General features: G+C 75.0%; 18 protein-coding genes. 13 read left to right on the forward strand and 5 right to left on the reverse strand.

Going from position 1 to position 26,081, the window contains the following annotated elements; genetic code table 11:
- Positions 1-220: 220 nt before the first annotated feature.
- Together ACWDYF_RS34365 and ACWDYF_RS34370 are read left to right on the forward strand one after the other, a co-directional pair.
- Positions 221-2,251, forward strand: coding sequence for an ABC transporter ATP-binding protein (locus ACWDYF_RS34365; RefSeq protein ID WP_389470195.1), 2,031 nt, complete (start codon positions 221-223; stop codon positions 2,249-2,251).
- On the forward strand, positions 2,248-4,125 hold the full coding sequence (locus ACWDYF_RS34370) for an ABC transporter ATP-binding protein (RefSeq protein ID WP_389470199.1): 1,878 nt from the start codon (positions 2,248-2,250) through the stop codon (positions 4,123-4,125). Before ACWDYF_RS34365 ends, ACWDYF_RS34370 begins: the two co-directional genes overlap by 4 nt.
- An 83-nt stretch (positions 4,126-4,208) precedes the next feature.
- On the opposite strand, the gene ACWDYF_RS34375 is transcribed toward ACWDYF_RS34370, so the two are convergent.
- Both ACWDYF_RS34375 and ACWDYF_RS34380 read right to left on the reverse strand, forming a co-directional pair.
- Positions 4,209-5,768, reverse strand: coding sequence for an alpha/beta hydrolase (locus ACWDYF_RS34375; RefSeq protein ID WP_389470201.1), 1,560 nt, complete (start codon positions 5,766-5,768; stop codon positions 4,209-4,211).
- Between the two features lie 88 nt (positions 5,769-5,856).
- On the reverse strand, positions 5,857-6,249 hold the full coding sequence (locus ACWDYF_RS34380) for a DUF4190 domain-containing protein (RefSeq protein WP_389470204.1): 393 nt from the start codon (positions 6,247-6,249) through the stop codon (positions 5,857-5,859).
- Positions 6,250-6,388: 139 nt separating this feature from the next.
- Here ACWDYF_RS34380 and ACWDYF_RS34385 point away from each other — a divergent pair, with 139 nt between their 5' ends.
- The 4 genes from ACWDYF_RS34385 to ACWDYF_RS34400 all read left to right on the forward strand — a co-directional run bounded on the left by ACWDYF_RS34385 (position 6,389) and on the right by ACWDYF_RS34400 (position 12,095).
- Positions 6,389-7,672, forward strand: a complete 1,284-nt coding sequence (locus tag ACWDYF_RS34385) for a sensor histidine kinase (RefSeq protein WP_389470207.1) — start codon at positions 6,389-6,391, stop codon at positions 7,670-7,672.
- Positions 7,669-8,382: a response regulator gene (locus ACWDYF_RS34390; RefSeq protein ID WP_389470210.1), complete on the forward strand. Its 714-nt coding sequence runs from the start codon at positions 7,669-7,671 to the stop codon at positions 8,380-8,382. The genes ACWDYF_RS34385 and ACWDYF_RS34390 overlap by 4 nt, the downstream gene beginning before the upstream one ends.
- A gap of 66 nt (positions 8,383-8,448) precedes the next feature.
- Entirely contained in the window at positions 8,449-10,263 is a 1,815-nt protein-coding gene (locus ACWDYF_RS34395) for an ABC transporter transmembrane domain-containing protein (RefSeq protein ID WP_389470213.1), read from the forward strand.
- A complete protein-coding gene (locus ACWDYF_RS34400; RefSeq protein WP_389470215.1) occupies positions 10,260-12,095 on the forward strand; it encodes an ABC transporter ATP-binding protein in 1,836 nt (611 codons plus the stop codon). Before ACWDYF_RS34395 ends, ACWDYF_RS34400 begins: the two co-directional genes overlap by 4 nt.
- 143 nt (positions 12,096-12,238) lie before the next feature.
- Here ACWDYF_RS34400 and ACWDYF_RS34405 read toward each other — a convergent pair whose 3' ends face one another.
- Complete coding sequence (locus ACWDYF_RS34405) at positions 12,239-13,468, reverse strand: FAD-dependent monooxygenase (RefSeq protein ID WP_389470217.1); 1,230 nt, start codon at positions 13,466-13,468, stop codon at positions 12,239-12,241.
- Positions 13,469-13,683: 215 nt separating this feature from the next.
- Here ACWDYF_RS34405 and ACWDYF_RS34410 point away from each other — a divergent pair, with 215 nt between their 5' ends.
- Both ACWDYF_RS34410 and ACWDYF_RS34415 read left to right on the forward strand, forming a co-directional pair.
- Entirely contained in the window at positions 13,684-14,229 is a 546-nt protein-coding gene (locus ACWDYF_RS34410) for a TetR/AcrR family transcriptional regulator (RefSeq protein ID WP_051576244.1), read from the forward strand.
- A 67-nt stretch (positions 14,230-14,296) separates the two neighbouring features.
- Positions 14,297-14,956 carry a maltokinase N-terminal cap-like domain-containing protein gene (locus ACWDYF_RS34415; protein WP_389470220.1) on the forward strand — a complete coding sequence of 220 codons (660 nt, stop codon included), beginning with the start codon at positions 14,297-14,299 and terminating at the stop codon, positions 14,954-14,956.
- A gap of 83 nt (positions 14,957-15,039) precedes the next feature.
- Here the strand turns inward: ACWDYF_RS34415 and ACWDYF_RS34420 are convergent, their stop codons facing one another.
- Entirely contained in the window at positions 15,040-15,267 is a 228-nt protein-coding gene (locus ACWDYF_RS34420) for a hypothetical protein (RefSeq protein WP_381742718.1), read from the reverse strand.
- Positions 15,268-15,483: 216 nt separating this feature from the next.
- On the opposite strand from ACWDYF_RS34420, the gene ACWDYF_RS34425 reads away from it, so the two are divergent.
- From ACWDYF_RS34425 to ACWDYF_RS34440, 4 genes are all read left to right on the forward strand, one after another.
- Positions 15,484-17,217, forward strand: coding sequence for a WD40 repeat domain-containing protein (locus ACWDYF_RS34425; RefSeq protein ID WP_389470224.1), 1,734 nt, complete (start codon positions 15,484-15,486; stop codon positions 17,215-17,217).
- A gap of 346 nt (positions 17,218-17,563) precedes the next feature.
- The gene (locus ACWDYF_RS34430) at positions 17,564-19,606 is read left to right on the forward strand and encodes a M4 family metallopeptidase (RefSeq protein ID WP_389470226.1); all 2,043 of its coding nucleotides are present in this window, start codon (positions 17,564-17,566) and stop codon (positions 19,604-19,606) included.
- A 284-nt stretch (positions 19,607-19,890) separates the two neighbouring features.
- Positions 19,891-21,531 carry a M4 family metallopeptidase gene (locus tag ACWDYF_RS34435; protein ID WP_381742713.1) on the forward strand — a complete coding sequence of 547 codons (1,641 nt, stop codon included), beginning with the start codon at positions 19,891-19,893 and terminating at the stop codon, positions 21,529-21,531.
- Between the two features lie 74 nt (positions 21,532-21,605).
- Positions 21,606-22,127, forward strand: a complete 522-nt coding sequence (locus ACWDYF_RS34440; RefSeq protein WP_389470230.1) for a DUF1990 family protein — start codon at positions 21,606-21,608, stop codon at positions 22,125-22,127.
- A gap of 71 nt (positions 22,128-22,198) precedes the next feature.
- Here ACWDYF_RS34440 and ACWDYF_RS34445 read toward each other — a convergent pair whose 3' ends face one another.
- Positions 22,199-24,871 carry a glycosyltransferase family 1 protein gene (locus ACWDYF_RS34445; RefSeq protein ID WP_389470233.1) on the reverse strand — a complete coding sequence of 891 codons (2,673 nt, stop codon included), beginning with the start codon at positions 24,869-24,871 and terminating at the stop codon, positions 22,199-22,201.
- 335 nt (positions 24,872-25,206) lie between these two features.
- On the opposite strand from ACWDYF_RS34445, the gene ACWDYF_RS34450 reads away from it, so the two are divergent.
- A partial coding sequence (locus tag ACWDYF_RS34450) for a maltotransferase domain-containing protein (RefSeq protein ID WP_389470236.1) occupies positions 25,207-26,081 on the forward strand: 875 nt, incomplete at its 3' end.

Raw genomic sequence — 26,081 nt, forward strand, 5'->3', positions numbered from 1 at the left:
GGGACCGGGACCGCACGGCAGAACCGGCAGCCCCAGGGGCCGGATCCGGGCGAGTGGACCTGGCGGGACCTGGGCCGGGCGGGCGGAACCTGCACGGATGGGGCCGGATTCGGGTGGGCGGGGCCGGGGGAGCGTGCGCAGGTCGTAGGACCGGCGGCGGAGTGCGGCTCGGCCAAAACTCGGTGGGCGTTGTCAGTGGTGGTCCGTAGTCTCCGAAGTGATGACCACGACACCCGCCCCCGCAGAGGTCAGCTCCGACCGTCCCGCCGATCCGTCCGATCCCTCCCGTCCCTCCGGTTCCGCCGGACCCACCGGACCCGCTGGTCCTTCCGGGCCGCCGGGGACCGGGGAGCGGTCCGCCGTCCGTGCGCTGCTGCGGCTGTGGCCGTTCGTGCGCCCGGTGCGCGCCCGGCTGTCCGTCGCCGCGGGCGTCGCGATCGTCGCCTCCTGTGTGGGGCTGGTGATCCCGCTCGTCCTGAAGTGGCTGGTGGACGGGCCGGTCGCCGACGGGGACCGGGGCGGGGTGTGGCTCGGGGCGCTGTACCTGCTGCTGCTCGGCGTGGCCGAGGCGCTGCTGTTCGGGCTGCGGCGGTGGCTGGTGGCGCGCCCGCTGTCGCGGGTCGAGGCGCGGATGCGGGCCGCTCTCTACGAGCGGCTCCAGCGGCTGCCGATCGCCTTCCACGACCGGTGGGCGTCGGGCCAGTTGCTCTCCCGGGGCACCACCGACCTGATGCTGCTGCGCCAGTTCCTCGCCTTCCCCCTGACGTTCCTGCTCGTCAACGGCGTGACGATCCTGGTGGGCATGGTCATCATGCTGCTCCAGGAGTGGTCGCTGGGCCTGGTGATGCTGGCCCCGGCCGTGCCGCTGGTCGTGCTGAGCGCGCTCTTCGAGAGGCGGTACGCGCGGGTGGCGCGGCGCGCGCAGGACCAGGTCGGGGACCTGACGACGGTGGTCGAGGAGAGCGTGCTCGGCATCCGCGTCATCAAGGGGTTCGGCCGGCACCGCAGCCAGGCGCGCGCGTTCCGCGAGCTGTCGGCCACCCTGCGCGGCACCGAGCTGAGCAAGGCGCGGCTGCTGGCGACGATCTGGGCGGTCATCATGGCCCTGCCCGAGGTGGCCATCGGCGCCACGCTGGTGGTGGGCGCCGTGCAGGTCTCGGACGGCTCGCTGTCGGCGGGCACCCTGGTCGCCTTCCTGTCCACGGCCCTCGCGCTGCGCTGGCCGGTGGAGTCGATCGGCTTCCTGCTCGCGATGAGCCAGGAGGCGGCGACCGCCACGGAACGCTACTTCGAGGTGCTGGACGAGCGGCCGGAGTCCGCCGGGCCCGCCCTGCCGCCCGCGGACGACACCGCGGACGGCACCGTGGCCGACACCGCCGACGACGGCGGCACGCGCGCAGGCGGCCTGCGCTTCGAGGACGTCCGCTTCCGCTACCCGGACGCGCCGCCCGGCTCCCCGCCGCTGCTGGACCGCGTCGACCTGCACATCCGCCCCGGTGAGTCGATGGCCCTGGTCGGAGCGACCGGAAGCGGCAAGACCACGCTGACCGCGCTCGTCCCCCGGCTGCACGAGCTGACCTCCGGCCGGATCACCCTGGACGGCACGGACATCCGCGCGCTGGACCGGGAGACGCTGCGCGCCCTCGTCTCCGTCGCCTTCGAGGAACCCACGCTCTTCTCCGCGAGCGTCGCGGAGAACGTCCTCATGGGCACCGGGGACGGTACGGACGCGCCGGGCGGCGACGAGCTGGACCGCGCCCTGGCCGTGGCGCAGGCGGACTTCGTGCACGCGCTCCCGCAGGGCACCGCCACCCAGGTCGGCGAGCAGGGCCTGAGCCTGTCCGGCGGCCAGCGCCAGCGCCTCGCGCTGGCACGGGCGGTCGTGGGCGGGCCGCGCTTTCTGATCCTGGACGACCCGCTGTCCGCGCTCGACGTGCACACCGAGGCCGCCGTGGAGGCGGCGCTGCGCCAGGTGCTCACCGGCACCACCGCCCTGATCGTGGCGCACCGCCCCTCCACGGTGCTGCTGGCCGACCGTGTCGCCCTGCTGTCCGGCGGCCGGATCAAGGCCGTGGGCACCCATCAGGAACTCCTGCGCACCGACGCCGAGTACGCGCATCTGATGGCGGGCGGACGGCCCCCCGGCTCCCCCGGCGAACCGAGCGGACACGACACCGCGGAGCAGCACACGGTCCGGCAATCGGATCAGCACACGGACCAGCACACCGACCAGGAGGACGACGAGCGATGACGGCCCCGACGACGTCCGTCCCGGCCACCGGGGACCCCGGGGACCTGCCGCAGGCCGACGGCACCGACGGCCCCGGCGGCCCCGGCGACTCCTTCGACAAGGACGTACTGCCCGCTCCCCCGGGTGCCACCGGCGCCCTGCTGCGCTCGCTGCTGGCGCCCATGAAGGCCCGGGTCGCCGTCACCACCCTGGTGCTGCTGCTCCAGCAGGCGGCCGTGCAGGCGGGCCCGCTGCTGGTGGCGTACGCCATCGACACGGCCGTACCGGCGTTCCGCGCCCACGACCACGGGCCGCTCATGGCGGTGGCCGCGGGCTATCTGCTGTGCGCGCTCGCCTCGGGCGCCCTCCAGTGGGTGTTCGTCGTGGCCGCCGCCCGGGTCAACCAGGACGTGCTGCTGGACCTGCGCGGCCGTATCTTCCGGCACGCGCAGGCGCTCAGCGTGGGCTTCCACGAGCGCTACACCTCCGGACGGCTCATCTCCCGGTCCACCACGGACGTGGAGTCGCTGCGCGAGCTGCTCGACGAGGGCCTCCAGGAGCTGATCACGGTCGTCCTGTCCTTCGTGTCCATCGCGGCGCTGCTGCTCTGGCTGGACCTCGGGCTCGGCGCGGTCGCGGTGGCCTCGTTCGGGCCGCTGTACCTGCTGGTGCGGCTCTACCAGCGGCGCGCGGGCCGGGTGTACCGGGAGCGGTCCACGGCGATCGCGGCGGTCATCGTGAAGTTCGTGGAGACGATGAACGGCATCCGGCCGGTGCGGGCGTTCCGCCGGGAGGCGGCCAACGACGCCGCTTTCGCCGGTCTCAACCGGCGCCACGAACGGGCCAACGGCGACGCCCTCCTGGAGATGGCCCGCTATGTCGTCGGCTCCCGCCTGGTGGCGAACACGGCGGTCGCGCTGATCGTGCTGTGGGGCGCCTGGCGGGTGGCGGACGGCTCGCTGGCGCTGGGGGTGCTCGCGGCGGCCGTGCTGTACCTGCGGCGGCTGTACGACCCGATCGACCGGCTGGGCATGTTCCTCAACTCCTACCAGTCGGCGGCGGCCTCCCTGGAGAAGATCGCGGGCCTGCTCGCGCAGACCCCGTCGGTGCCGGAGCCGTCCGCGCCCCGGCGGCTGCCGCCGCTGAGGTCGGCGCTGCCGGGCCGCGAGGTGGTCTTCGACGGGGTCCGCTTCGCCTACCGCACCGGCGGCGAGGTGCTGCCCCGCTTCGACCTGACGCTCCCGGCCGGGCAGACCGTCGCCGTGGTCGGCTCCACCGGCGCGGGCAAGTCGACCCTGGCCAAGCTGCTGGCCCGGTTCTACGACCCGAGCGAGGGCCGGGTGCTGCTGGACGGGACGGACCTGCGCGAGCTGGCCGTGCCCGAACTGCGGCGCGGGGTGGTGATGGTGACGCAGGAGGCGTTCCTGTTCTCCGGGACGGTCGCCGAGAACATCGCCCTCGGCCGTCCCGAGGCGAGCCGCGAGGAGATCGAGCGGGCCGCGAAGGCGATCGGCGCCCATGACTTCATCAGCGCCCTGCCCGACGGCTACGACACCGACGTACGCAAGCGCGGCGGCCGTATCTCCGCCGGGCAGCGCCAACTGGTCTCCTTCGCGCGGGCGTTGCTGGCCGATCCGGCGGTGCTGATCCTGGACGAGGCGACCAGTTCGCTGGACGTGCCCGGCGAGCAGGCCGTGCAGCGCGCGATGGCCACGGTCCTGCGCGGCCGTACCGCCGTGGTGATCGCCCACCGGCTGTCCACGGTGGAGATCGCCGACCGGGTCCTGGTGATGGAGCACGGCCGGATCGTGGAGGACGGGCCGCCGTCCGCGCTCGTCGCGGGCACCGGCCGGTTCGCCCGCCTGCACCGGGCCTGGCGGGACAGCCTGGCCTGAGCGGGCGGGCGAGTGGGCGAGTGGGCGGGCGGTGCCCTGCCGCTTCCCAGAGGGTCGGGGCTACTTCCCGGCGGGCGTCCGTCCTACTTCTCGGCGGGCGTCCGGCAGGTCAGGTCACCGGTCGGGAGCCTGCCCGTGGTCAGGTAGGCCGTGGCGGTCCGGTCCGCGCAGGAGCCGCCGAGGCCGTAGACGCCGTGCCCCTCGCCGCCCGCGACCGTGACCATGCGGGAGCCGCTCAGCACCCGGTGCAGGTTCCGGGCGCCGGGCAGCGGCGTCTGGGAGTCCCACTCGTTCTGGAGGATCAGGGCGGCGACGCCGTTGTCCACCGTCGTGCCGGGCTCGCTGCCCTGCTCCCAGAAGGCACACGGCTTGATGGTGGAGGCGATGTCGCCGTAGAGCGGGTAGCGCGCCTTGTCGCGGATCGCGTCGCGGCGGTAGCGCTCGGGGTCGCGCGGCCACGAGGTGCGCGTGTCGGCGCAGATGAAGGCCCAGGCGCTCGCGGCCTCGTTGTCGGCGGGGGCGGTCGCCGAGGGGGCCGGGTCCGGGGTGGGCGCGGCCGGGCCGGAGGGGGCGGGCGGCACCTCGCCCCGGGCCGCCTTCGTCAGTTCGGCGGCCTTCTCGGCGGCGACGCGGACATGGACGAACGCGGGGCGCAGCTCGGAGCGGATGCCGTCGCCGGTCAGGAGCCGCCCGCCGGAGTCGACGGGGGCGCGGTCGGCCCGGCTGACCAGGTCCCAGAAGCTCTGCCGGACCGCGGCCGGGGTGGCGCCCAGGTGGTAGGTGGCGTCCCGGCGGGCGGTCCACGCGCACCACCGGGTGAAGGCGGCCTCGGCGCCCCGCGCCATCTCCTGGAAGGTGCCCCGCCAGATCAGCGCGGGGTCGGCCGCGCTGTCCAGCACGAACCGGTCGGCCCGCCGGGGGAACAACTGCGTGTAGACGGAGCCGAGGTAGGTGCCGTAGGAGTAGCCGAGGTAGGAGATCTTCTTCTCGCCGAGCACGGCACGGACGACGTCCATGTCGCGGGCGACGTTGCGGGTGGTGAGGTGCGGCAGCAGGCCGCCCGCGGCGGCCCGGCACTTGTCGGCGACCGTACGGGCCCAGCGCACGTCCTTCGCGAACGTCGCGTCCCGGTAGGGGCGTTCGTCGTTCTGCTCGTCCTCGGTGAGACCGCAGCCGAGGGGGGTGCTCCGTCCGACGCCGCGCGGGTCGAAGCCGATGAGGTCGTAGCGCTGCCGCACGTCCCGAGGCAGGTCCAGCTCGGGGGCGACCGGCAGGTCGAGGCCCGAGCCGCCGGGGTTGAGCAGCAGGACGCCGCGGCGCTCCTTCGGGTCGCCCGCCGCCAGCCGGGATATCGCGAGGTCGATCGTCCGGCCGCCCGGATCGGCGTAGTCCAGGGGCACCTTGACGGTCGCGCACCGGAAGGCGGCCGACTGGTGGGCGTCGCAGCGCTGCCAGTGGAGCCGCTGCCCGGTGTAGGGCCGCAGGGCGTCCGGGGACGCGGCCGGCCGCGGCGCGGCCGCCGTCCGGGGTGCGGCGGCGGCCGTCACGGGCGGCAGCGCGCCCAGGAGGGCCGTCGCGGCGGTGGCGGCCAGCAGGGCGGCCGTCCGCCGTCGGGTGGCCGTCCGCCGTCGGGTGTGGGTCATCGTGCTCGTCCTTGCCGGGCGGTGACGGCCGTGCGGCTCGTCCGCCCTCGTCTGTGTGTGGGAGGGGGCCGGTGGGCCGGGGCGCCGGTCAGTGCCCGCCGAGCTGGTCGCGGACGCACTGCGTGTACTGGTGGAAGCTGTCGGGCCGGTAGCACTTCTGGGTGTGGTCGGCGTACCAGAGCACGAGGACGGCGACCAGGACGGACACCACGACGGCGACGGCCGAGGTGACCAGGCCGGTGACCGCCATGCCCCGGCCGGTGCCGGTCCGGTCGGCCGTCCGCAGCGCGACGGCGCCCAGGACCAGTCCGACGACACCGAGCGGGCCGCCGATGACGACGACCGACGTGGTCAGCGCGGCGACGCCCAGCACCATGGCGGTGACGGTCAGGCCGTTGCCGCCCCTGCCGCCGGTCCCGGTCCGCGCGCCCGGTCCGGGGCCTGCGGGGTGGTGCGGTGTCCTCGTCGCGTATGTGTCCATCGGTCGTCCTCCGGTCGGCTCGGTCAGGGCACGATCCTGTCCTCGAAGGCCGTGGCCGCACATCGCGAAGAAGCGGGAAACGGTTCTCCCCCGATCGGGGGAGAACGCCGGTGACCTGGGCAGTCATACTGGCCGCACCATGACCAGGGGACTCCGGCCGCTGCTGCGCGGCTCCACGTACACGGGCGCGCTGTTCGCGTGCTGCGGCGCGCTGGCGAGCATCGCGCCGCTGCCGTTCGTCGCCCTGCTGTCGCCCGTCTGGCGCTTCGCCCCCTACGGCGCGCAGATCGTGCTCGACCTGCTGGTCTGGGCGGTGCTGATCGGCACGGCCGGGCTGGCCCGCCCCACCCGGCGGGTGCTCGTCGCCTGCGCCCGCCGGGGGCTGCGGGTGCCGCTGCCCGACCCGGCGGCTGTGCGCCGTCCGGCGGGCGCCCATGACGGCGGGCCCGCTTCCGCGCCCCCGGCCGGGCCGTCCGGTGCCGACCGCTGGCGGACCCCGCTGTGGCTGCTGCTGCACGTGGCGCTGGGCTGGGCGGGCGCGCTGGTGGGCGGCGGCCTGATCGTCGCCGGGCTGATCCTGCCGGGCAACTGGCTGGGCGCCGAGGGCGGTCTCGTCCTGTTCGGCCGGTCGGTGCGGGTGACGGGCGGCTGGGGCAGCTGGCCGGCGGCGCTCGGCTGCCTGCTGCTGGCGGCGACGGTGTGCGCGGTGGTGACCGGCACCCTGCGCCGGGCGGCGCCCAGGCTGCTGGGGCCCTCGGCGGCCGAGCGGCTCGCGCTGGCCGCCGAGCGGGAACTGCGGCTGGCCGAACGCAACCGGCTGGCCCAGGAGCTGCACGACTCCATCGGGCACACGCTGACGGCGACGACGATCCAGGCGGCGGTGGCGGGCGAGATGCTCGGCGCCGACCCGGCGGCGGCGCGGGCCGCGCTGCGCGGCATCGAGGAGTCGGCGCGCGCCGCGCTGGAGGACCTGGACTACGTCCTGGGCGTGCTGCGTGAGCAGGAGGCGGGCACGGCGCCGGTGCGCACCCTGGCCGACCTGCCCGAGCTGCTGGACCGGCTGCGGCACGCGGGGGCGGTGGTGGAACCGGAGCTGTCGGGCGCCCTCGCGCAGGTGCGCGGGACGCTCTCCCGGGCGGCGTACCGCATCGTCCAGGAGGGGCTGACGAACGCGCTGCGGCACGGGGCGGGCGGTCCGGTCGCGGTCCGGGTGGCGGCCGGTGCGGACGTACTGGAACTCGACGTGGTGAACCGCACCGGGGCGGCTGCCGGACCGGGCGCGGGATCCTTCCCGCCCTCCGGGCGCGGGCTGTCCGGGCTGGCCGAGCGCGTACGGCTGCTGCACGGCGAGATCCAGGCCGGCCCGGACGGGCCGGACCACTGGCGGCTGGCGGTCCGGCTGCCGGTACGGTGGCCGGCATGACCGGTTCCGGCGCGGACGCGCACGCCCCGACCGGCCCCGGCGCCGGATCCGCCGCCGCGCCCGTCACCCTGCTGATCGCGGACGACGACGAGGTGACCCGCAGCGGGCTGCGCACGCTGCTCGCGGCGCAGCCGGGTCTTGCCGTGACCGGGGAGGCGGCCGACGGCGCCGAGGCGGTCGAGCGGGCGCGGCTGCTGCGGCCGGACGTGGTGCTGATGGATGTGCGGATGCCGCGCCTCGACGGCATCGAGGCCACCCGGCGGCTGCTGGCGGAGCCCGCTCCGCCGAAGGTCGTGGTGATCACCACCTTCGAGAACGACGGCCATGTCACCGCCGCGCTGAGCGCGGGGGCCGCCGGTTTCGTCCTCAAGCGGTATCCGGTCGGGCGGATCGCGGAGGCGGTGCGGGTGGTGGCGGCGGGCGAGGCGATCCTCTTCCCGGCCGCGCTGCGCCGCATGGTCGCGGCCCGCCCGCTGGGCTCCGCCGAGGCACTGCCGCGGGCGGCCCTGACCGGGCGGGAGGAGGAGGTGCTGCGGCTGATGGCCACCGGGCTGTCCAACCCGGAGATCGCGCGGGCGCTGACGGTGAGCCAGGAGACGGCGAAGACCCACGTGGGCAACGTACTGACCAAACTCGGCGCGCAGAACCGCACGCACGCGGTGGTGATCGCCTACGAGTCCGGTCTGGTGGTGCCCGGCTTCACCGGCTGACGCGGCCTCACCGGCCGACACGCGCCGGACACGGCAGGAATCAGGCGAGACAGGGAGGGGGCTCCAGTGATCGACGCCTACGCGGACCCGGGCACGCCCGACAGCCGGGGCGGCTGGTGGTATCTGTGGTGGCTGGTCACCCGGCAGCCGGGGCGGTCGCTCGCCGGGGCGCTGCTGGCGAGCGTGTGGATGGTGCTGCTGGCGGCGACGCCGTATCTGATGTCCCGGGCGGTCGACGACGGGCTCCAGCGCGGGGACATGGGGGCGCTGGCCCTGTGGTCGGGCGCGCTGTTCGCGGTCGGGGCGGTCAACGCCTGGCTGAGCATCCTGCGGCACCGCACGATGACCCGGGTGCGCATGGACGCCAACTTCCGCACCGTCAAGGTCGTCGTCGGCCAGGTGGTGCGGCTGGGCGCGGCGCTGCCGCACCGGGCGGGCACCGGGGAGGTGGTCACCATCGGCGTCGGCGACGTGCAGACCATCAGCCAGAGCCTGACCGTGGTCGGCCCCGGCGTCGGCGCGGTCGTCGTCTACGCGGCGGTGGCGGGGCTGCTGCTGTCGGTGTCCGTGCCGCTGGCCGCCGTGGTGCTGCTGGGGGCGCCGCTGACCGCGCTGCTGGTGGGGCCGCTGACCCGGCGGCTGCAACGTGCCGAGGGCGAGTACCGGGAGCGGCAGGGCGTGCTGACCGCGCGCATCGGCGACCTCGCGGGCGGGCTGCGGGTGCTGGGCGGCCTGGGCGGCAAGGGGCTGTTCGCGGACGCCTTCCGGCACGACTCGCGGCGGCTGCGCGAGCAGGGCTACCGGGTGGGCGCGGTGACGAGCTGGCTCCAGGCGCTCGGTGCGGGGCTGCCGGTGCTGTTCCTGGCCGTGGTGACCTGGCTGGCGGCCCGGCTGGCCGCCCGCGGCGAGATCACCGTGGGCGAACTGGTGTCGGTGTACGGCTATGTGGCGGTCCTGGTGACCCCGGTGTCGTTCTTCGTCGAGGCGGGCTACCAGCTGAACCGGGGTGTGGTGGCCGCGCGCCGGGTCGTACGGCTGCTGCGGCTGGAGCCGCAGGAGGACAGGGGCACCCTGCCCCCGCCGCCGCGGCCCGCGGAGCTGTACGACCCGGAGTCGGACGTCCGGGTGCGGCCGGGCCGGCTGACCGCGCTGGTCTGCGCGAGCCCCGCCGACGCGGCGGCCGTCGTGGACCGGCTCGGCCGCTACACGCCGTCGGCGGCGACCTGGGACGGGACCCCTCTGGACGCGTACGCGCTCGCCGGGGTGCGCGAGCGCGTCCTGGTCGCCGACAACGAGGCCGACCTGTTCGCGGGTCCGCTGCGGGAGGTGGTGTGCGGCGCCCGGGAACTCCGGCGAGGCCGGGAACCCCGGGACCCCCGGGAACACGCTCCGCGGGAGATCGCGCGGGCGCTGCACGCGGCCGCCGCCGAGGACATCGTGCAGGGGCTCGACGACGGCCTGGAGACGGCCGTGGCCGCCCAGGGCCGCAGCCTGTCCGGCGGCCAGCGCCAGCGGATACGCCTGGCGCGGGCGCTGCTGGCCGATCCTGAGGTGCTGCTCGCCGTGGAACCCACCTCGGCGCTGGACGCGCACACCGAGGCAGCGGTGGCGGCCCGGCTGCGGGAGACGCGCGCCGGGCGGACGACCCTCGTCACCACCACCTCCCCGCTGGTCCTGGACCACGCGGACACCGTGCTGCACCTGGTCGAGGGCAAGGTCGCGGCGACGGGCTCGCACCGCGCGCTCCTCGCCCGCGAACCGGGCTACCGGGCGCTGGTGGCACGTGACACGGAGGGGCACACGGAAGGGGATACGGAAGGGGACACGCAACCGGACGCCGAACCGCCCGTCGCGGGCACCGCGCAGGAGGCCGCGCGATGACGGCGGACGGCACCGAGGGCCAGGGCCAGGGCCGGCTGCCGGTCGCCGGGCGCGCGCGGGTCCGCCGGGCCGCGCTGCGTCTGGTCGCGGCGGACGGGCGGGCGTTCACGGGCGTCCTCGTCCTGAACGTGCTGGCAGCGGCGGCGGGGCTCGCCGGTCCGTGGCTGCTCGGCCGGATCATCGACCAGGTGCGCTCCGGCGGCGGGGTGCACGGCGTGGACCTGCTGGCCGCGGGGCTCCTGGCGGCCGCGCTCACGCAGGTGCTGCTGGCGCGCTGGGCCCGGTACGCGGGCCACCGCTTCGGCGAACGCACCCTGGCGCGGGTGCGCGAGGAGTTCGTGGACCGGGCGCTGGCCCTGCCCGCCGCGGTGGTCGAGCGGGCCGGCACCGGCGATCTGACCACCCGCGGCACCGCGGACGTGGCCGCGGTGGGCACCACCTTGCGCACCGTGGGCCCCGAGCTGTTGGTCAGCACCGTGCAGGCGGTGTTCGTGCTGGCCGCCGTGTTCCTGCTGAACCCGCTGCTCGGGGTGATCGGCCTGCTGGCGCTGGCGCCGGTCGGGTGCGCGCTGCGCTGGTACCTGCGCCGGGCCAGGGACGGCTATCTGCGCGAGGGCGCGGCGGGCTCCGAGGTCGCCGAGGTGCTGGCGGCGACGGCCCGGGGAGCCCGTACCGTCGAGGCGTTCGGGCTGGCCGGGCGGCGGATCGCGGCGAGCCGCGACGCGCTGGAGGAGTCCCGGCGCGCCCGGTTCCACACGCTGTTCCTGCGCAGCGTGTTCTTCCCGGCCGTCGAGGTGTCCTACGTGCTGCCCGTGGCCGGAGTGCTGCTGGCCGGCGGGGCGCTGCACGCGCACGGCGCGGTGACGGTGGGCGCGGTGGTGGCCGCCGCCCTGTATCTGCGGCAGTTCACGGAGCCGCTGGACCAGATCCTGATGCATGTCGAGCTGCTCCAGAGCAGCGGCGCCTCCTTCGCCCGGGTGGAGGGCCTGGCGGAGGCCCCGCGCCCGGTCCCGGCGACCGCCGACGCCCCGGCGGACGACCGTATCGACGTGGCCGGGGCCCGGTACGCGTACGAGCGCGGCGGCGAGGTGCTGCGCGGCGTCGACCTGTCGGTGCGGCCCGGGGAGCGGCTGGCCCTGGTGGGGCCGTCCGGGGCGGGCAAGACGACGCTGGCCAGGCTGCTGGCGGGCGTGGACGCGCCGACCGCGGGCACGGTGACGGTCGGCGGCGTGCCGGTCGCCGCGCTGGAACCGGAGACGCTGCGCCGCCAGGTCGTCCTGGTCACCCAGGAGCACCATGTGTTCCTGGGCAGCGTCCGGGACAATCTGCGGATCGCCGAACCGGAGGCGGCGGACGAGCGGTTGTGGGCGGCGCTGGCCGCGGTGGGCGCCGACGCCTGGGTGCGGGAGCTGCCGGACGGCCTGGAGACCGAGCTGGGCGCGGGCGCGCGGCCCGTCGACGGTTCCCGGGCCCAGCAACTCGCCCTGGCCCGGGTCGTGCTGGCCGATCCGCACACCCTGATCCTGGACGAGGCCACCGCGCTGCTCGACCCGGCCACGGCCCGCCACACCGAGCGCGCGCTGGCCGCCGTGCTGCGCGGCCGTACGGTCATCGCCGTCGCGCACCGGCTGCACACCGCCCATGACGCCGACCGGGTGGCCGTGCTGGAGGACGGCCTGCTGACCGAACTGGGCACCCATGACGAGCTGGTGGCGTCGGGCGGCGCGTACGCGGCCCTGTGGCACACGTGGCACGGGGACACGGAACCGAGCGGGGGCACGGAACCGGGCGGGGGCACGGAACCGGGCGGGGAGGCGGACGCGCGGTCCTAGGTCCGCGGTGGTCGAATTCCCGCCGTCTCCCCGTCGCCTTCCCACCGTCTACCCGCCCTCTCCCCGTCGTCCGCCCGGAGGGCAGGGCGAGCGCGGGGGTGCCGCAGGTGCCGCGCGGCACGGGACCGCGGGTGCCGGGACGGTCAGGGCAGCTCGGGCGGGGTCCAGTCGGCGTGCCGGAGGACGGCCCGCATCGTGACGGTGTCGGGGGCCAGCCGGAGGGCGGCGTTGCGCAGGGCGACGGCCGCCGGGTGGGCCAGCCGCTGCCCCATCCGGCCGGCCCGGCGGGCGGCGAGGGCCACGGCCTGGCTGCGCGGGCGGCGCTCGGCGTCGTAGCGGGCCAGCGCCTGGGCGGTGGACGGCTCCGCGGCGAGCGCGGCGGCGAGGGTGACCGCGTCCTCCAGGGCCTGGCAGGCGCCCTGGCCCAGGTGCGGGGTCATGGCGTGGGCGGCGTCGCCGAGCAGGGCGACGCGGCCCACGGTGAACGCGGGCAGCGGGACCGTGAGTTCGTGGATGTCGTGGTGCAGTACGGCCTCGGGCCGGGTGGCGGCCAGCAGCGCCGGGACGGGCTCGTGCCAGTCGGCGAAGCGGCGGCGCAGCGCGGCGAGCGGGTCGGCGGGGCGCACACCGGGCGGCGCGTTGAGCACCGCGTGCCATTCCGCGCGCCCGTCACGGAAGGCGATGTGCCCGAACTCGGCTCCCCGGCCCCAGGTGAGCGCGAAGTCGGTGCGCAGCTCCACCGGGTGCGCGGTGACGGCGCGCAGCACGGTCGAGCCGCTGTAGACGTGGCCGGGGTGGTCCGGGAAGAGGCGGTGGCGCAGTCGGCTGCCCACGCCGTCTGCGGCGACGACCAGATCGGCGTCGAGCACATCTCCCGTGCCGGTGACAGTGGCGGTAGCGGTGCCGGTGACAGATGCGGTGGCGGTGGCGCTTTCGCCGCCGTCCCCGGCCAGCAGCACCCGCACTCGCCCGCCGTCGCTGTCGTCGACGGACCGCACCTCGGCGCCGGTGCGCAGGCACCCCTCGGGCAGCGCGGCGCGCAGGGCGCGGTGCAGGTCGGCGCGCGGGATGCCGACGAGGGGTGTGCCCAGCTCGCGTTCGAGGACGGTGCCGTCCATCCGGGCCAGCCAGCGGCCGCCGGGGGCGCGGGTGCCGCCGGTGTACTGGGGCCGGGCGGCGGCGCGTACGGCCTCGCCCGCGCCGAGGGCGTCCAGGGCGCGCATGCCGTTGGCGTGCAGGGAGATGCCCGCGCCCACGTCGGCGAGGACCGGGGCGCGTTCGGCGACCACCACCTCCCAGCCGACCGCGCGCAGGCCGATCGCCGCGGCCAGCCCGCCGATGCCGCCGCCCACCACCACCGCGGTGCCGCCCATGACGGTTCCCCTCTCCCGTGGCGCACGCCCGTCGCCGGGCTTCTACATCTGTAGAAGAAGCGTACTCCCGCCCTCTACAGGTGTAGAAATAGGGGGTGCCCGAGCCCACCGACCAGCCGGCCGACCACCCCGCGGCCCACCCCACCGGCCACCCCACCGGCCGCCCTCTCCCCCGTACCGACCGGCGCACCGCCCTCGCCGACGCGGCCGTCGGCGTGCTGGCCGCCCACGGAATGCGCGGCCTCACCCACCGCGCCGTCGACCGCGCGGCCGGACTGCCGTCCGGCACCACCTCCGCCTACTACCGCACGCGCCGCGCCCTGCTCACCGCCCTGGTCCGGCGCCTGGTCGCCCTCGACCAGGCGGAGCTGGAGGAGGCGGCGCGGCGGGCGCCGGTGCCGCGTGACGCGGAGGACCTGGTGGCGGGCCTCGCCGCGCTCACCGCGCAGCGCCTGACGGGCGAGGGGCGGCAGCGCTCGCTGGCCCGCTACGCGTGCGCGATCGAGAGCGTGCACCACCCCGAGCTGCGCGAGATCCTCACCCCGCGCGAGAACACGGCACGGGAGGCCGTACGCGCCGTCCTGACCGCGCACGGCGTCCCGGAGACGGCCGCCGACGCCCGTACGGTCACCCTGCTGACCTGCGTGGACGGCCTGGTCTTCGACCGGCTGGTGCACGGCGGGCAGGTGTCGCCCGCGGAGCTGCGGGGCCTGGTGGCCGGTGCGCTGCGGACGGAAACCGCGGACGGCGCGGGCCGTTGATGCGAGGCTGGGGAAGATCGCGTACCCAGGGCCCGTCCCTCGACCCCGACGCAGGAGAATCCCCGGCATGGCCGTCATCCACCGCACCACCCTTGAGCCCACCAAGCTCGAACTGCTCACCGCCTGGCTGCCCTCGCGCCCGTGGTACGGCGGCGCCCCGCGGCCGGAGCTGAGCAACGCGGGCGGTTTCCGCCTGGACGACCCGAGCGGCGAGGTCGGCATCGAGTTCCTCGTCGTCAACGACACCTCCGGCCCGCGCCCGGCCGCCTATCTGGTGCCCCTCACCTACCGCGGCGCCCCGCTCGACGGCGCCGGGCACGCGCTGGTCGGCACCATGGAGCACGGGGTACTGGGCAGGCGCTGGGCCTACGACGGCTGCCACGACCCGGTGCTGGCCGCCCGGCTGGCCGCGCTGATCGAGGGCACGGCCCCGGCGCAGGCGCAGCGCGTCAGCGACACCCCGGACCACGAGATCGTCCGCTCGTACACGGGCACGGCCCCGGCCGCCGCCGTCTTCCCGGCGGTCACCGACACCCCGGAGGCCACCGAACTGACCGCGCCCGGGGGCACGGTGCTCCGGCTGGTCCGCGCGCTGAGCCCGGCCCCGGACGGCGCTCCGCTCCTCCCGCCGACCGCCGTCGGCCATGCCGCGGGCCCCTGGCAGCAGCCGGACGGCACCCGCGTCCAGGGGCTGTTCGCGGTCCTGCACACCGGCGCCGACGACTGACCGCGCCCGGAGCACCACGTGCGAGCGCCCGCCGGCGGAACCGGCGGGCGCTCGCGCGTGCGGGAGGGGCAGAGCCCGCCCTGTCACCGGATGAGGCCGCGCAGCACGGGCACGCTCGCGCCGGAACTGGTCAGTCCGGCGATGACCGCGGCGGCCACCGGGGCGCCGGTGCGGGCGGTGAGGAAGCCCATGACGAGTCCGATGACGACCGCCGCGAGCAGGACGACGGTGGTGTGCAGGGAGAGGAACGGCGGGGCCGGGGGCTGCTCCGGGGAGGAACCGGCGGGCTGGGGTGTCCGAGTCGTGGTCATGCTCCGACTGTGCCGCCCACCGGGCCCTCGGGGCGGCGGACCGAACAAGTCCGGAGAAGCCCGGTCGACGGGCCCGCGCCGCCGTACGGCGGCGGCGCTCGGCGTACGCGTACCACCGTCCCGCGCCGTTCGGAAATGTTCCGCCGGATTCGGTGCCGTACGGCCCGGCTCCTCTAACCTGGCTCGTCACGACGCGATGCCGGGGGGACGGCGGTCATGGAACACACACATGAGGCGCACGCGGACAGGGGCCACGAGCCGCATGCGGCCGGGCGTCACGAGCCGCAACCGGCCGGGGACACGGGCACCCGCGCGGACCCGGGCACGGAGACCGTCGAGGAACTGCTGCGCGAGCAGTCCCGGCTGCTGCGGGAGCTGAAGGTGCGGGCGGGCGACCCGTCCCTGCGGACCATCGAGAGGCGGGCCGCGCAGCTCTTCGCCGACGAGCGCGCCTCCCTGCCGCCCGCCACGCAGAGCACCCTGTTCAACGGCGGCTACACCGGGCTGAACAAGCTGGTCTGGCTCGTCCGGGCGCTGATGTCCTGGGACCGGTACGGCAAGGAGTGCGCGCCGCCGGCCTACGGGGCGGCCGCACTGGATCCGTGGCACGAGCGGTGGGTGGCCCTCACCCAGGCGCGGGCGGCCCGCAGGAGCCACCGCGCCGCGAGCGCCCGTACGGCCGCCACCGCGGACCCCGCGGACCCCATGGACCCCGCATGCCCCGCGTACCCCGGGGACCCCGCGGACCCGCCGCCGCCCCACACCCACCCCGCCGACCCCGGGCCACCCGACGCCCCCGGGCCTCCCGCCTCGATCCGGCCGCCCACCGGCGCCCGGCCCCGGGGCAACCGCGAACCGCTGCCCACGGCCACCCCCGCCGGGACCGCGCGCCCGTCCGGCCCTCCCGCCCCGGAGACCGGCCGCTCTCCCGCCCCGGGCGGCGGATGCCTCGCCCTGCGGGCCGTCGCGCACACCATCGGGCGGGGCCACCTCATGGGGCTGCCCCCGCTGGAGGCGAGCGATCTGGTCGTCGCGGTGGCGTTCTCCCCCGGCGAAGCCCTGCTGGCCACCAGCAGCCGGGACGGCTGGGTGAACCTGTGGGATCCGGTCAGCCACGTGTCGCTGGCCAGGCTGCCGACCGGCCGTCAGGACGCCACGACCGCGCTGGCCTTCTCGCCCGACGGCCGCCTCCTGGCCGCCGGGGGCCCCGGCACACTGGTCCGGCTGTGGGACCCGGCCACGCGCGCCGTGACCGGACCGCCGCTCACCGGGCGCCACGGGACGGTGCGCGCGGTGGCCTTCTCGCCGGACGGCGCCCTGCTGGCCGCGGCCTGCGAGGACGGCGCGGTCCGGCTGTGGGACCCGGTCACCCACGAGCCGGTGGGCGAGCCCCTGACCGGGCACCGGGACGCCGTGCACGCGCTGGCGTTCTCCCCCGACGGCACCCTGCTGGCGACCGTCTCGCGCGACACCACGGTCCGGCTGTGGGACCCCGCCACCGGCGCCCCGGCGGGCGAGCCGCTGCGCCATCAGGGGGCCGTCGTCACGGTCGCGTTCTCCCCGGACGGCACCCTTCTCGCCACCGGCGGCCGGGACACCACGGTCCGGCTGTGGGACCCGGTCACCCACGAGCCGGCCGGTGAGCCGCTGCACCACCCGGGCGCGGTCTTCGCGGTGGCGTTCTCCCCGGACGGCACCCTGCTGGCCACCGGCGGGCGCGACGGCACGGCACGGCTGTGGGACCCGGCGACCGGCCGGCCCGCGGGCCGGCCCCTCACGGGGCATCAGGGCGCGGTCTACGCGCTCGCGTTCTCCCCCGACGGCACCCTTCTCGCCACCGGGGCCGGTGACCGGACCGTCCGGCTGTGGATGACTCCGGTGGCGGCCCGCCGTATGACCGGGGACGAACCGGCCCCGAGCGGCCCGGCCGACACCGCCCCTGCCTCCTGAGGCACTGATCGGCCCAGGTCGGCCCCGTCCGGGCCCGGCCTGCTCCCGCCGTGCCGCCCGTCCGGCGTCCGGTCCGTATACCGAACATGAACTTCCGGACAACGAACGTTTTCCAGCCAACTTAATGACGCGCTCCTGACAAGCCACGGCCACTCCTGCCAATCTTCCCCTCGGCCGTTCACCGTCACCCCACAGCACCCCCCACTTCTTCACGACGGTGACGCGGCCCGCACCTCGCACGTCGCACCTGGTTCCGCGTTCTCCGCAGTTCTGCCCGGACGGCTCACCGCGCGTCCGGACCTCCCCCCTGGCCGCGCGACCCGTGGCCACGCAGAAGGAGTCAGTGTTGAGTAGCAGCAGCTCTCGCAGACGCACCTCCCACATCACCCACCGCCGGGCCGCGGGCATCGCCCTGGCCGGTGTCGCCGCGCTCGTCGCCACCGCCGTCCAGTCCGGCGCCGCGAGCGCCGCGCCGACGCCGCACGCGGTCAAGCTCTCCCCGGCGCACGTCGCCGTGAAGCTCACCGCCTCGCAGCGCGCCGAGCTGATCCGGGACGCGGACGGCGCCAAGGCCCGCACCGCCAAGGACCTGGGCCTGGGCGCCCAGGAGAAGCTGGCCGTCAAGGACGTCGTCAAGGACGCCGACGGCGCGGTCCACACCCGCTACGAGCGCACCTACGCGGGCCTGCCGGTCCTCGGCGGCGACCTGATCGTCGACAGCGCGGCCTCGGGGAAGACCGAGCGGGTGCTCAAGGCGACGAACGCGGCGGTGAAGGTCGCGAGCCTCACCCCGAAGGTGGCGAAGGCGGCCGTCGAGCAGCACGCGGTGCAGCGGGCCAAGGCGCTGGGCAGCAGCAAGGCGTCGGTTGACCAGTCCTCCCGCAAGGTGATCTGGGCGGCCACCGGCAAGCCGGTGCTGGCCTACGAGACGGTGATCGGCGGCTTCCAGGACGACGGGACCCCGAACCAGCTGCACGTCATCACCGACGCGAGCACGGGCAAGGAGCTGTTCCGGTACCAGGGCGTCGAGACCGGTGTCGGCAACACCCAGTACAGCGGCCAGGTCTCGCTGACGACGACCCAGTCGGGCTCGACGTACACGCTGACCGACGGGGCGCGCGGCGGCCACAAGACGTACAACCTGAACCACGGTTCGTCCGGCACCGGCACGCTGTTCTCCCAGTCCAACGACACCTGGGGCAACGGCACGACGTCGAACGCGGCCACCGCCGCCGCCGACGCCCACTACGGCGCCGCCATGACGTGGGACTTCTACAAGGACACCTTCGGCCGCAACGGCATCAAGAACAACGGCCAGGCCGCGTACTCCCGCGTCCACTACGGCAACGCGTACGTGAACGCGTTCTGGGACGACAGCTGCTTCTGCATGACGTACGGCGACGGCGCGGGCAACAACGACCCGCTGACCGAACTGGACGTCGCCGGGCACGAGATGAGCCACGGCGTCACCTCCAACACGGCCGGCCTCAACTACAGCGGCGAGTCGGGCGGTCTGAACGAGGCGACCTCCGACATCTTCGGCACCGGCGTCGAGTGGTACGCCAACAACGCCACCGACAAGGGCGACTACCTCCTCGGCGAGAAGATCGACATCAACGGCGACGGCACCCCGCTGCGCTACATGGACAAGCCCAGCAAGGACGGCGCGTCCGCCGACTCCTGGTACTCGGGCGTGGGCAACAAGGACGTGCACTACTCGTCCGGCATCGCCAACCACTTCTTCTACCTGCTGAGCGAGGGCAGCGGCGCCAAGACGATCAACGGCGTCAACTACGACTCGCCCACCGCGGACGGGCTGCCGGTCACCGGCATCGGCCGGGACAAGGCCCTCCAGATCTGGTACCGGGCGCTGACCACCAAGTTCACCTCGACCACCAACTACGCCTCGGCCCGCACCGGAACGCTCGCGGCGGCCGGTGAGCTGTACGGCACCTCCAGCACCGAGTACAAGGCCGTGCAGGACGCCTGGGCGGGCGTCGCGGTCGGTTCGCGCCCCGGCGGCGGCGACCCGCCCGGAGGCGGCTCCTCGTTCGAGAACACCGCCGACGTGAACATCCCGGACTACGGTGCGGCGGTCACCTCGTCCATCACGGTCTCCGGGCGGACCGGCAACGCGCCGTCCAACCTCCAGGTCTCGGTGGACATCGTGCACTCCTGGAGCGGTGACCTCCAGATCGACCTGGTCGCCCCGAACGGCGCGACGGCCCGGCTGAAGAACAGCGGCTACGACTCGACCCCGGACGTGCACCAGACCTACACGGTCAACGCGTCCTCGGTGGCGGCCAACGGCACCTGGAAGCTGCGCGTCCAGGACAAGGGTCCCGGCGACACCGGGTACATCGACGGCTGGAAGCTGACCTTCCCGTAGAGCCGGGCGAGGCGCCACCCGGTGGGGCACTGCGGTCCCCCACCGGGCCCGGACTCCCCGAGGGCCGGGCGCCGTTCCGGAGACGAAGCACCCGGGGCGGCGTCCGTTCACATGGTCGAAACACGAATCGGACAGTCATTTTTCGGCCAACATCACCTCGGGGTCCTGACATGTACGCGCCCTTGATGTCACTCTCTCTGCACCCGCCGCACGAGCACAGCAACCGACCTTCCGTCCGGCCGGCACCCCCACGCCGGCCGGGCTCCCCCACATAAGGAGCTTGTGTGACTCCCCGCCTCATGCGTCACAAGCGCACCACGCTGGCCGTCGCCACCGCCGTCGCCGCCGGAGCCCTGCTCAGCACCGCCGTGACCACCAGCGCCTCGGCGCAGTCCCCGGTCACCCCGGCCGCGGCCCCCACCGCGCTCACCGCCTCCGCCCGCACCGCCCTGCTCCAGCAGGCGCAGGCCGACGCGTCCGGCACCGCCCGGCAGATAGGTCTCGGCGCCCAGGAGAAGCTGGTCGTCAAGGACGTCGTCAAGGACGCCGACGGCACGGTCCACACCCGCTACGAGCGCACCTACGCGGGCCTGCCGGTCCTCGGCGGCGACCTGATCGTGCACACCGCGAAGTCCGGTGCCACCGAAGGCGTCACCAAGGCCAACAACGCGGCCCTCAAGGTCGCCTCGCTCACGCCGAAGGTCGCCGCGGCCAAGGCCGAGCAGCAGGCCGTGGGCCTCGCCAAGGACGCCGGTTCGGCGCAGACCACCGCCGACCAGGCCCCGCGCAAGGTGATCTGGGCGGGCAACGGCACGCCCGTCCTCGCCTACGAGACGGTCGTCGGCGGCCTCCAGGACGACGGCACCCCGAACCAGCTGCACGTCATCACCGACGCCGCCACCGGCAAGAAGCTCTACGAGTACCAGGGCATCGAGACCGGCACCGGCAAGACGCTGTACTCGGGCCAGGTGACCCTGACCACCACCAAGTCCGGCTCCACGTACCAGCTGACCGACGGCTCGCGCGGCGGTCACAAGACGTACAACCTGGCCCGCAAGACGTCCGGCACCGGCACGCTCTTCACCGACGCCGACGACGTCTGGGGCACCGGCACCGCCTCCAGCTCCACCTCCGACCAGACGGCCGCGGCCGACGCCGCCTACGGCGCGCAGGAGACCTGGGACTTCTACAAGAGCACCTTCGGCCGCAACGGCATCAAGAACAACGGCCAGGGCGCCTACTCCCGCGTCCACTACGGCAGCAACTACGTCAACGCCTTCTGGGACGACAGCTGCTTCTGCATGACGTACGGCGACGGCTCGGGCAACACCCACCCGCTGACCGCGCTGGACGTCGCCGGACACGAGATGAGCCACGGCGTCACCTCCAACACCGCGGGCCTCAACTACAGCGGTGAGTCCGGCGGTCTGAACGAGGCGACCTCCGACATCTTCGGCACCGGCGTCGAGTGGTTCGCCAACAACGCCGCCGACAAGGGCGACTACCTGATCGGCGAGAAGATCGACATCAACGGGGACGGCTCCCCGCTGCGCTACATGGACAAGCCCAGCAAGGACGGCGCCTCGGCGGACTCCTGGTCCTCCACCGTCGGCAACAAGGACGTGCACTACTCCTCCGGCGTCGCCAACCACTTCTTCTACCTGCTGGCCGAGGGCAGCGGCGCCAAGACGATCAACGGCGTCAGCTACAACTCGCCGACGTCCAACGGCGCCAAGGTCACCGGCATCGGCCGGGACAAGGCCCTCCAGATCTGGTACAAGGCGCTCACCACGTACATGACGTCGACCACCAACTACAAGGCCGCCCGCACGGCGACGCTGAACGCGGCGTCGGCCCTGTACGGCGCCTCCAGCGCCGAGTACGCGGCGGTCGGGGCGGCCTGGTCCGGGGTCAACGTCAACTGACCCACCGGCCCCACGACACCACGGGCGGCACCCGGGACTCGCGTCTCCCGGGTGCCGCCCTACCCTTGGATCCCATGGCTCCCCAGGACTTCACCTACGAGGAGGTCGGTGCGACCCGCGAACAGGGCCACTGCCCGCCCGGCTTCCGCCCGCTGCACGTGCGCACCCGCATCGGCGAGGGCGAGGAGGTGTTCCGGCGGGCCGCCGAGGCCGTGCTCACCTGGGAGCTGCACCGCGCCGCCGGAGTGCGCATCGACAGCCCCGCCGAACGCGCCGCCCCCGGCGCCGAGGTCACCGTCACCCTCGCCGGGCTGATCAAGGCACCCTGCCGGGTGGTCTGGACCACCGAGGAACCGCGCCGGGCCGGATGGGCGTACGGCACCCTGCCCGGCCACCCCGAGAGCGGCGAGGAGTCCTTCGTCGTCGACCGCACCGGCGACGGCACGGTCTGGCTGACCGTGACCGCCTTCAGCCGCCCCGCCAGGTGGTACGCCCGCGCGGGCGGCCCGGCCACCCGCGGCTTCCAGCACGCCTACGCCCGCCGCTGCGGCACCGTGCTGCGCCGCCTGTGCGCCGGTCTGGAGGACGGCACCTGACCGCCTGGCCGCCTGACCGCCTGGCCATCTGACCACCGGCCCGCGCGGGCCGGCCCGTTCCGCCCGCGCCGTCAGCGCAGCAGCACCCCCGCCCCGTCGCCGCCCGCGTCCTGCGGGGGCACCGTGACCAGGCCGAGTTCGGCGGACGAGGCGAGCAGGCGGTGGTCCGGGAGGATCCGGACGGTGTAGCCGTAGGGGCCGGTGCGGTCGAGCGAGAGCGGGCCCTCGTAGACCCAGCGGCCGTCCGCGTCGGGGGCGCCCGCCGGTTTCAGCGCGGCCACGGACGCGTCCGTGATGCGGTCCTCCTCGTCGACCCGCCCGGACACCGCCTGCACCTGCACGTCCTCGGGACCGAGGGACCCGAGGCCGACCCGCACCCGCAGCCCCAGGGTCGCGCCCAGCTCCGCGGTGGCCGTGGACGCGGACCGCCCGGGGCGCTCGGCCGGCGGGCAGGACGTCTCCACATGGTCGACGCTCACCTCGTGCCAGCCCGCCCGCACCCGCGCCTTCCAGGCCGCCAGCTCGCGCGCCGCCGAAGCGTCCAGGGCGCGGTGCGCGTGCGCGGCCGGGGTGTACAGCCGCTCGACGTACTCCCGGACCATGCGTCCGGCCAGCACCTTCGGGCCCAGCAGCGTCAGCGTCCGGCGGACCATCTCGATCCAGCGGTCGGGCAGCCCGGCCCGGCCGCGCTCGTAGAAGCGGGGCGCGATGCGCCGCTCCAGCAGCTCGTACAGCGCGGCGGCCTCGACCTCGTCGCGGTGGTCGGCCTCCTCCCCCACCGTCGCGGGCAGCGGCGCCCCGCCGTCCGCGGTGGGGATGGCCCAGCCGAAGTCGCTCTGGTACCACTCGTCCCACCAGCCGTCCAGCACCGACAGGTTGAGGCAGCCGTTGAGCGCGGCCTTCATCCCGGAGGTGCCGCACGCCTCCAGCGGGCGCAGCGGATTGTTCAGCCAGACGTCGCAGCCGTGGTACAGCTTCTGCGCCATCGCCATGCCGTAGTCCGGCAGGAACACGATCCGGTGCCGCACCCGCGGGTCGTCGGCGAAGCGCACCAGCTCCTGGATGAGCCGCTTGCCGCCGTCGTCCGCCGGGTGCGCCTTGCCCGCGACCACGATCTGCACCGGCCGCTCGGGATGCAGCAGCAGGTCCATCAGCCGGTCCCGGTCGCGCAGCATCAGCGTGAGCCGCTTGTACGAGGGGACCCGGCGCGCGAAGCCGATGGTCAGCACCTCGGGATCCAGCACGCCGTCGACCCAGCCCAGCTCGGCCGGGCCCGCGCCGCGCTGCCGCCAGGCCGCCGCCACCCGGTGGCGCACCTCGCCCACCAGTTGCTCGCGCAGCTCGCGGCGCAGCTCCCAGATGTCCTCGTCGGGGATGTCCGCCACCGAGTCCCAGCGGTCGGAGCCGCCCACGGACAGCGCGTCCTCGGCCCGCTGGGCACCGATCTGCCGGGCGCCGAGCCGGAACACCTCGGGCGCCACCCAGGTCGGGGCGTGCACCCCGTTGGTGACCGAGGTGATCGGCACCTCCTCGGGCCCGAAGCCCGGCCAGAGACCGGCGAACATCTCCCGGCTGACCTGCCCGTGCAGCAGGGACACCCCGTTGGCGCGCTGGGCGAGCCTGAGTCCCATCACCGCCATGTTGAACAGGTTGGGCTCACCGCCCGGGTAGGTCTCCATGCCCAGCCCGAGGACGCGTTCGACGTCGATGCGGGGCAGTTCGGCGTCGGGCCCGAAGTGCCGGGCGACCAGCTCCCGGTCGAAGCGGTCGATGCCGGCCGGGACGGGCGTGTGGGTGGTGAAGACCGTGCCCGCGCGCACCGCCTCCAGGGCCGCGTCGAAGTCCAGGCCCCGGTCGTCCAGCTCCGCGATCCGCTCCAGACCGAGGAAGCCCGCGTGCCCCTCGTTGGTGTGGAACACCTCCGGCCCGGGATGCCCGGTGAGGCGGCAGTACGTCCGCACCGCACGCACCCCTCCTATACCCAGCAGCATCTCCTGGAGCAGACGGTGCTCGCTGCCCCCTCCGTACAGCCGGTCGGTCACCTGGCGCTCGCCGAGGTCGTTCTCCTCGACGTCGGAGTCGAGCATGAGCAGCGGGATCCGGCCAACCTGGGCCAGCCAGATCCGGGCGTGCAGGGCCTTGCCGCGGGGCAGGGCGAGCGAGACCCTCGCGGGGCTGCCGTCGGCCTCGCGGAGCTGGGTGACGGGCAGCTCGTTGGGGTCGAGGACCGGGTAGTGCTCCTGCTGCCAGCCGTCCCGGGACAGGGACTGCCGGAAGTAGCCGTGCCGGTACAGCAGCCCGACCCCGATCAGGGGTACGCCCAGGTCACTGGCGGCCTTGAGGTGGTCGCCCGCGAGGATGCCGAGGCCGCCGGAGTACTGCGGCAGGGCCGCGGTGATGCCGAACTCGGGGGAGAAGTAGGCGATGCCGGCGGGCAGTCCCGCGGGCTGCGCCTGGTACCAGCGCTCGCCGGTCAGGTAGTCGCGCAGGTCGTCGGCGGCGGCGGTCAGGCGGCGCAGGAAGCGCCGGTCGGCGGCCAGCTCCGCCAGCCGGGCCGGGGGCACACAGCCCAGCAGGCGGACCGGGTCGCCACCGCAGGAGGCCCAGTGCTCCGGGTCGGCGGACTGGAAGAGGTCGCGCGTCTCCGCATGCCATGACCAGCGCAGATTGCGGGCCAGCTCGCTGAGCGGTCGTAGGGGTTCGGGGAGAACGGGACGGACGGTGAACCGACGGATCGCCTTCACATTCCACCTCGGCGCGTTCGCTGATGGACGCACGGCACGGTGCGCTTCGCCGCCAGGACGCACGGCACTGTGCGCCCCGTCACACAGCACCGTACCGGTGACCGTACGGATGTCGCCGCGCTCTACGCCGCCGGGTGGCTCAAGACAAGGCCAACTTTGTGTGTGGACATACGCGCGGGTAGTTAACAAAGTCCCGGATTGCTCACCCGAAGGGGGTGGGAAGGCTCCTGCGGTACGCCCAAACTCTTCCGGTACACCCGGAAGACGGACCCCGCAGGACCCACCTCCCCCACGCACATCCGCCCACACCCTCGTTGATGCGGACAGGAGCGGTCATGCCCAGCAGGCAGCAGCACCCGGCACCATCCCCGGCAGGCGGCAGGAAAGGCGCCCGGCGCCCCCGCGCGGCGAGCCCGCCCGCCCCCACGGAACAGTCGGCCCAGTCGGCTCAGGCAGCCCAGTCGGCTCAGGCGGCCTCGGAGGACCCGGCCGTCCCGGCCGTCCCGGCCGTCCCGGAGGAGGCCGCGCCCCCGCCACCGGCCGCACCGAAGCCCACACCGAAGCCCACACCGAAGGCCGCACCGGACGTCGCGCCCACCGCCGTCGGACGGATCCCCGTCCTCGACGTGCGGCCGGTCGTCCAGCACGGCCGCAGGCCCGCCAAGGCGGTGACCGGGGAGTCCTTCCAGGTCACCGCCACCGTGTTCGGCGAGGGGCACGACGCGGTCGCGGCGAACGTGGTGCTGTGCGATCCGGCGGGGCGGCCGGGGCCGTGGACGCCGATGCGCGAGCTGGCCCCGGGCACCGACCGCTGGGGCGCCGAGGTCACCCCGACCGCGACCGGCCGCTGGACCTACCACGTCGAGGCATGGGCCGACCCCGTCACCACCTGGCGGCGGCACGCCCGCATCAAGGTCCCGGCCGGGATCGACACCGAGCTGGTGCTGGAGGAGGGCGCGCTGCTGTACGGGCGGGCCGCCGCCGGGGTGCCGAAGGGGCCGGAGCGGGACACCGTGCTGGCCGCCGAGGAGGCGCTGCGGGACACCCGGCGCCCGGCCGCGTCCCGGCTGTCGGCGGCGTTGACGCCGGAGGTGGACGCGGTCCTGGCCCGCCACCCCCTGCGCGACCTGGTCACCGCCTCCGCACCCCTCCCGCTCCAGGTCGAACGCGAACGCGCCCTCTACAGCGCCTGGTACGAGTTCTTCCCCCG

Source organism: Streptomyces sp. NPDC003284, assembly GCF_053589675.1.

Excerpts from the sequence above, each read along its gene's own strand:
- ACWDYF_RS34370 (WP_389470199.1), top strand. The coding sequence starts at position 2,248 with ATGACGGCCCCGACGACGTCCGTCCCGGCCACCGGGGACCCCGGGGAC.
- ACWDYF_RS34400 (WP_389470215.1), top strand. The coding sequence starts at position 10,260 with ATGACGGCGGACGGCACCGAGGGCCAGGGCCAGGGCCGGCTGCCGGTC.
- ACWDYF_RS34425 (WP_389470224.1), top strand. The coding sequence starts at position 15,484 with ATGGAACACACACATGAGGCGCACGCGGACAGGGGCCACGAGCCGCAT.
- ACWDYF_RS34375 (WP_389470201.1), bottom strand. The coding sequence starts at position 5,768 with ATGACCCACACCCGACGGCGGACGGCCACCCGACGGCGGACGGCCGCC.
- ACWDYF_RS34390 (WP_389470210.1), top strand. The coding sequence starts at position 7,669 with ATGACCGGTTCCGGCGCGGACGCGCACGCCCCGACCGGCCCCGGCGCC.
- ACWDYF_RS34420 (WP_381742718.1), bottom strand. The coding sequence starts at position 15,267 with ATGACCACGACTCGGACACCCCAGCCCGCCGGTTCCTCCCCGGAGCAG.
- ACWDYF_RS34365 (WP_389470195.1), top strand. The coding sequence starts at position 221 with ATGACCACGACACCCGCCCCCGCAGAGGTCAGCTCCGACCGTCCCGCC.
- ACWDYF_RS34380 (WP_389470204.1), bottom strand. The coding sequence starts at position 6,249 with ATGGACACATACGCGACGAGGACACCGCACCACCCCGCAGGCCCCGGA.
- ACWDYF_RS34385 (WP_389470207.1), top strand. The coding sequence starts at position 6,389 with ATGACCAGGGGACTCCGGCCGCTGCTGCGCGGCTCCACGTACACGGGC.
- ACWDYF_RS34405 (WP_389470217.1), bottom strand. The coding sequence starts at position 13,468 with ATGGGCGGCACCGCGGTGGTGGTGGGCGGCGGCATCGGCGGGCTGGCC.
- ACWDYF_RS34440 (WP_389470230.1), top strand. The coding sequence starts at position 21,606 with ATGGCTCCCCAGGACTTCACCTACGAGGAGGTCGGTGCGACCCGCGAA.
- ACWDYF_RS34415 (WP_389470220.1), top strand. The coding sequence starts at position 14,297 with ATGGCCGTCATCCACCGCACCACCCTTGAGCCCACCAAGCTCGAACTG.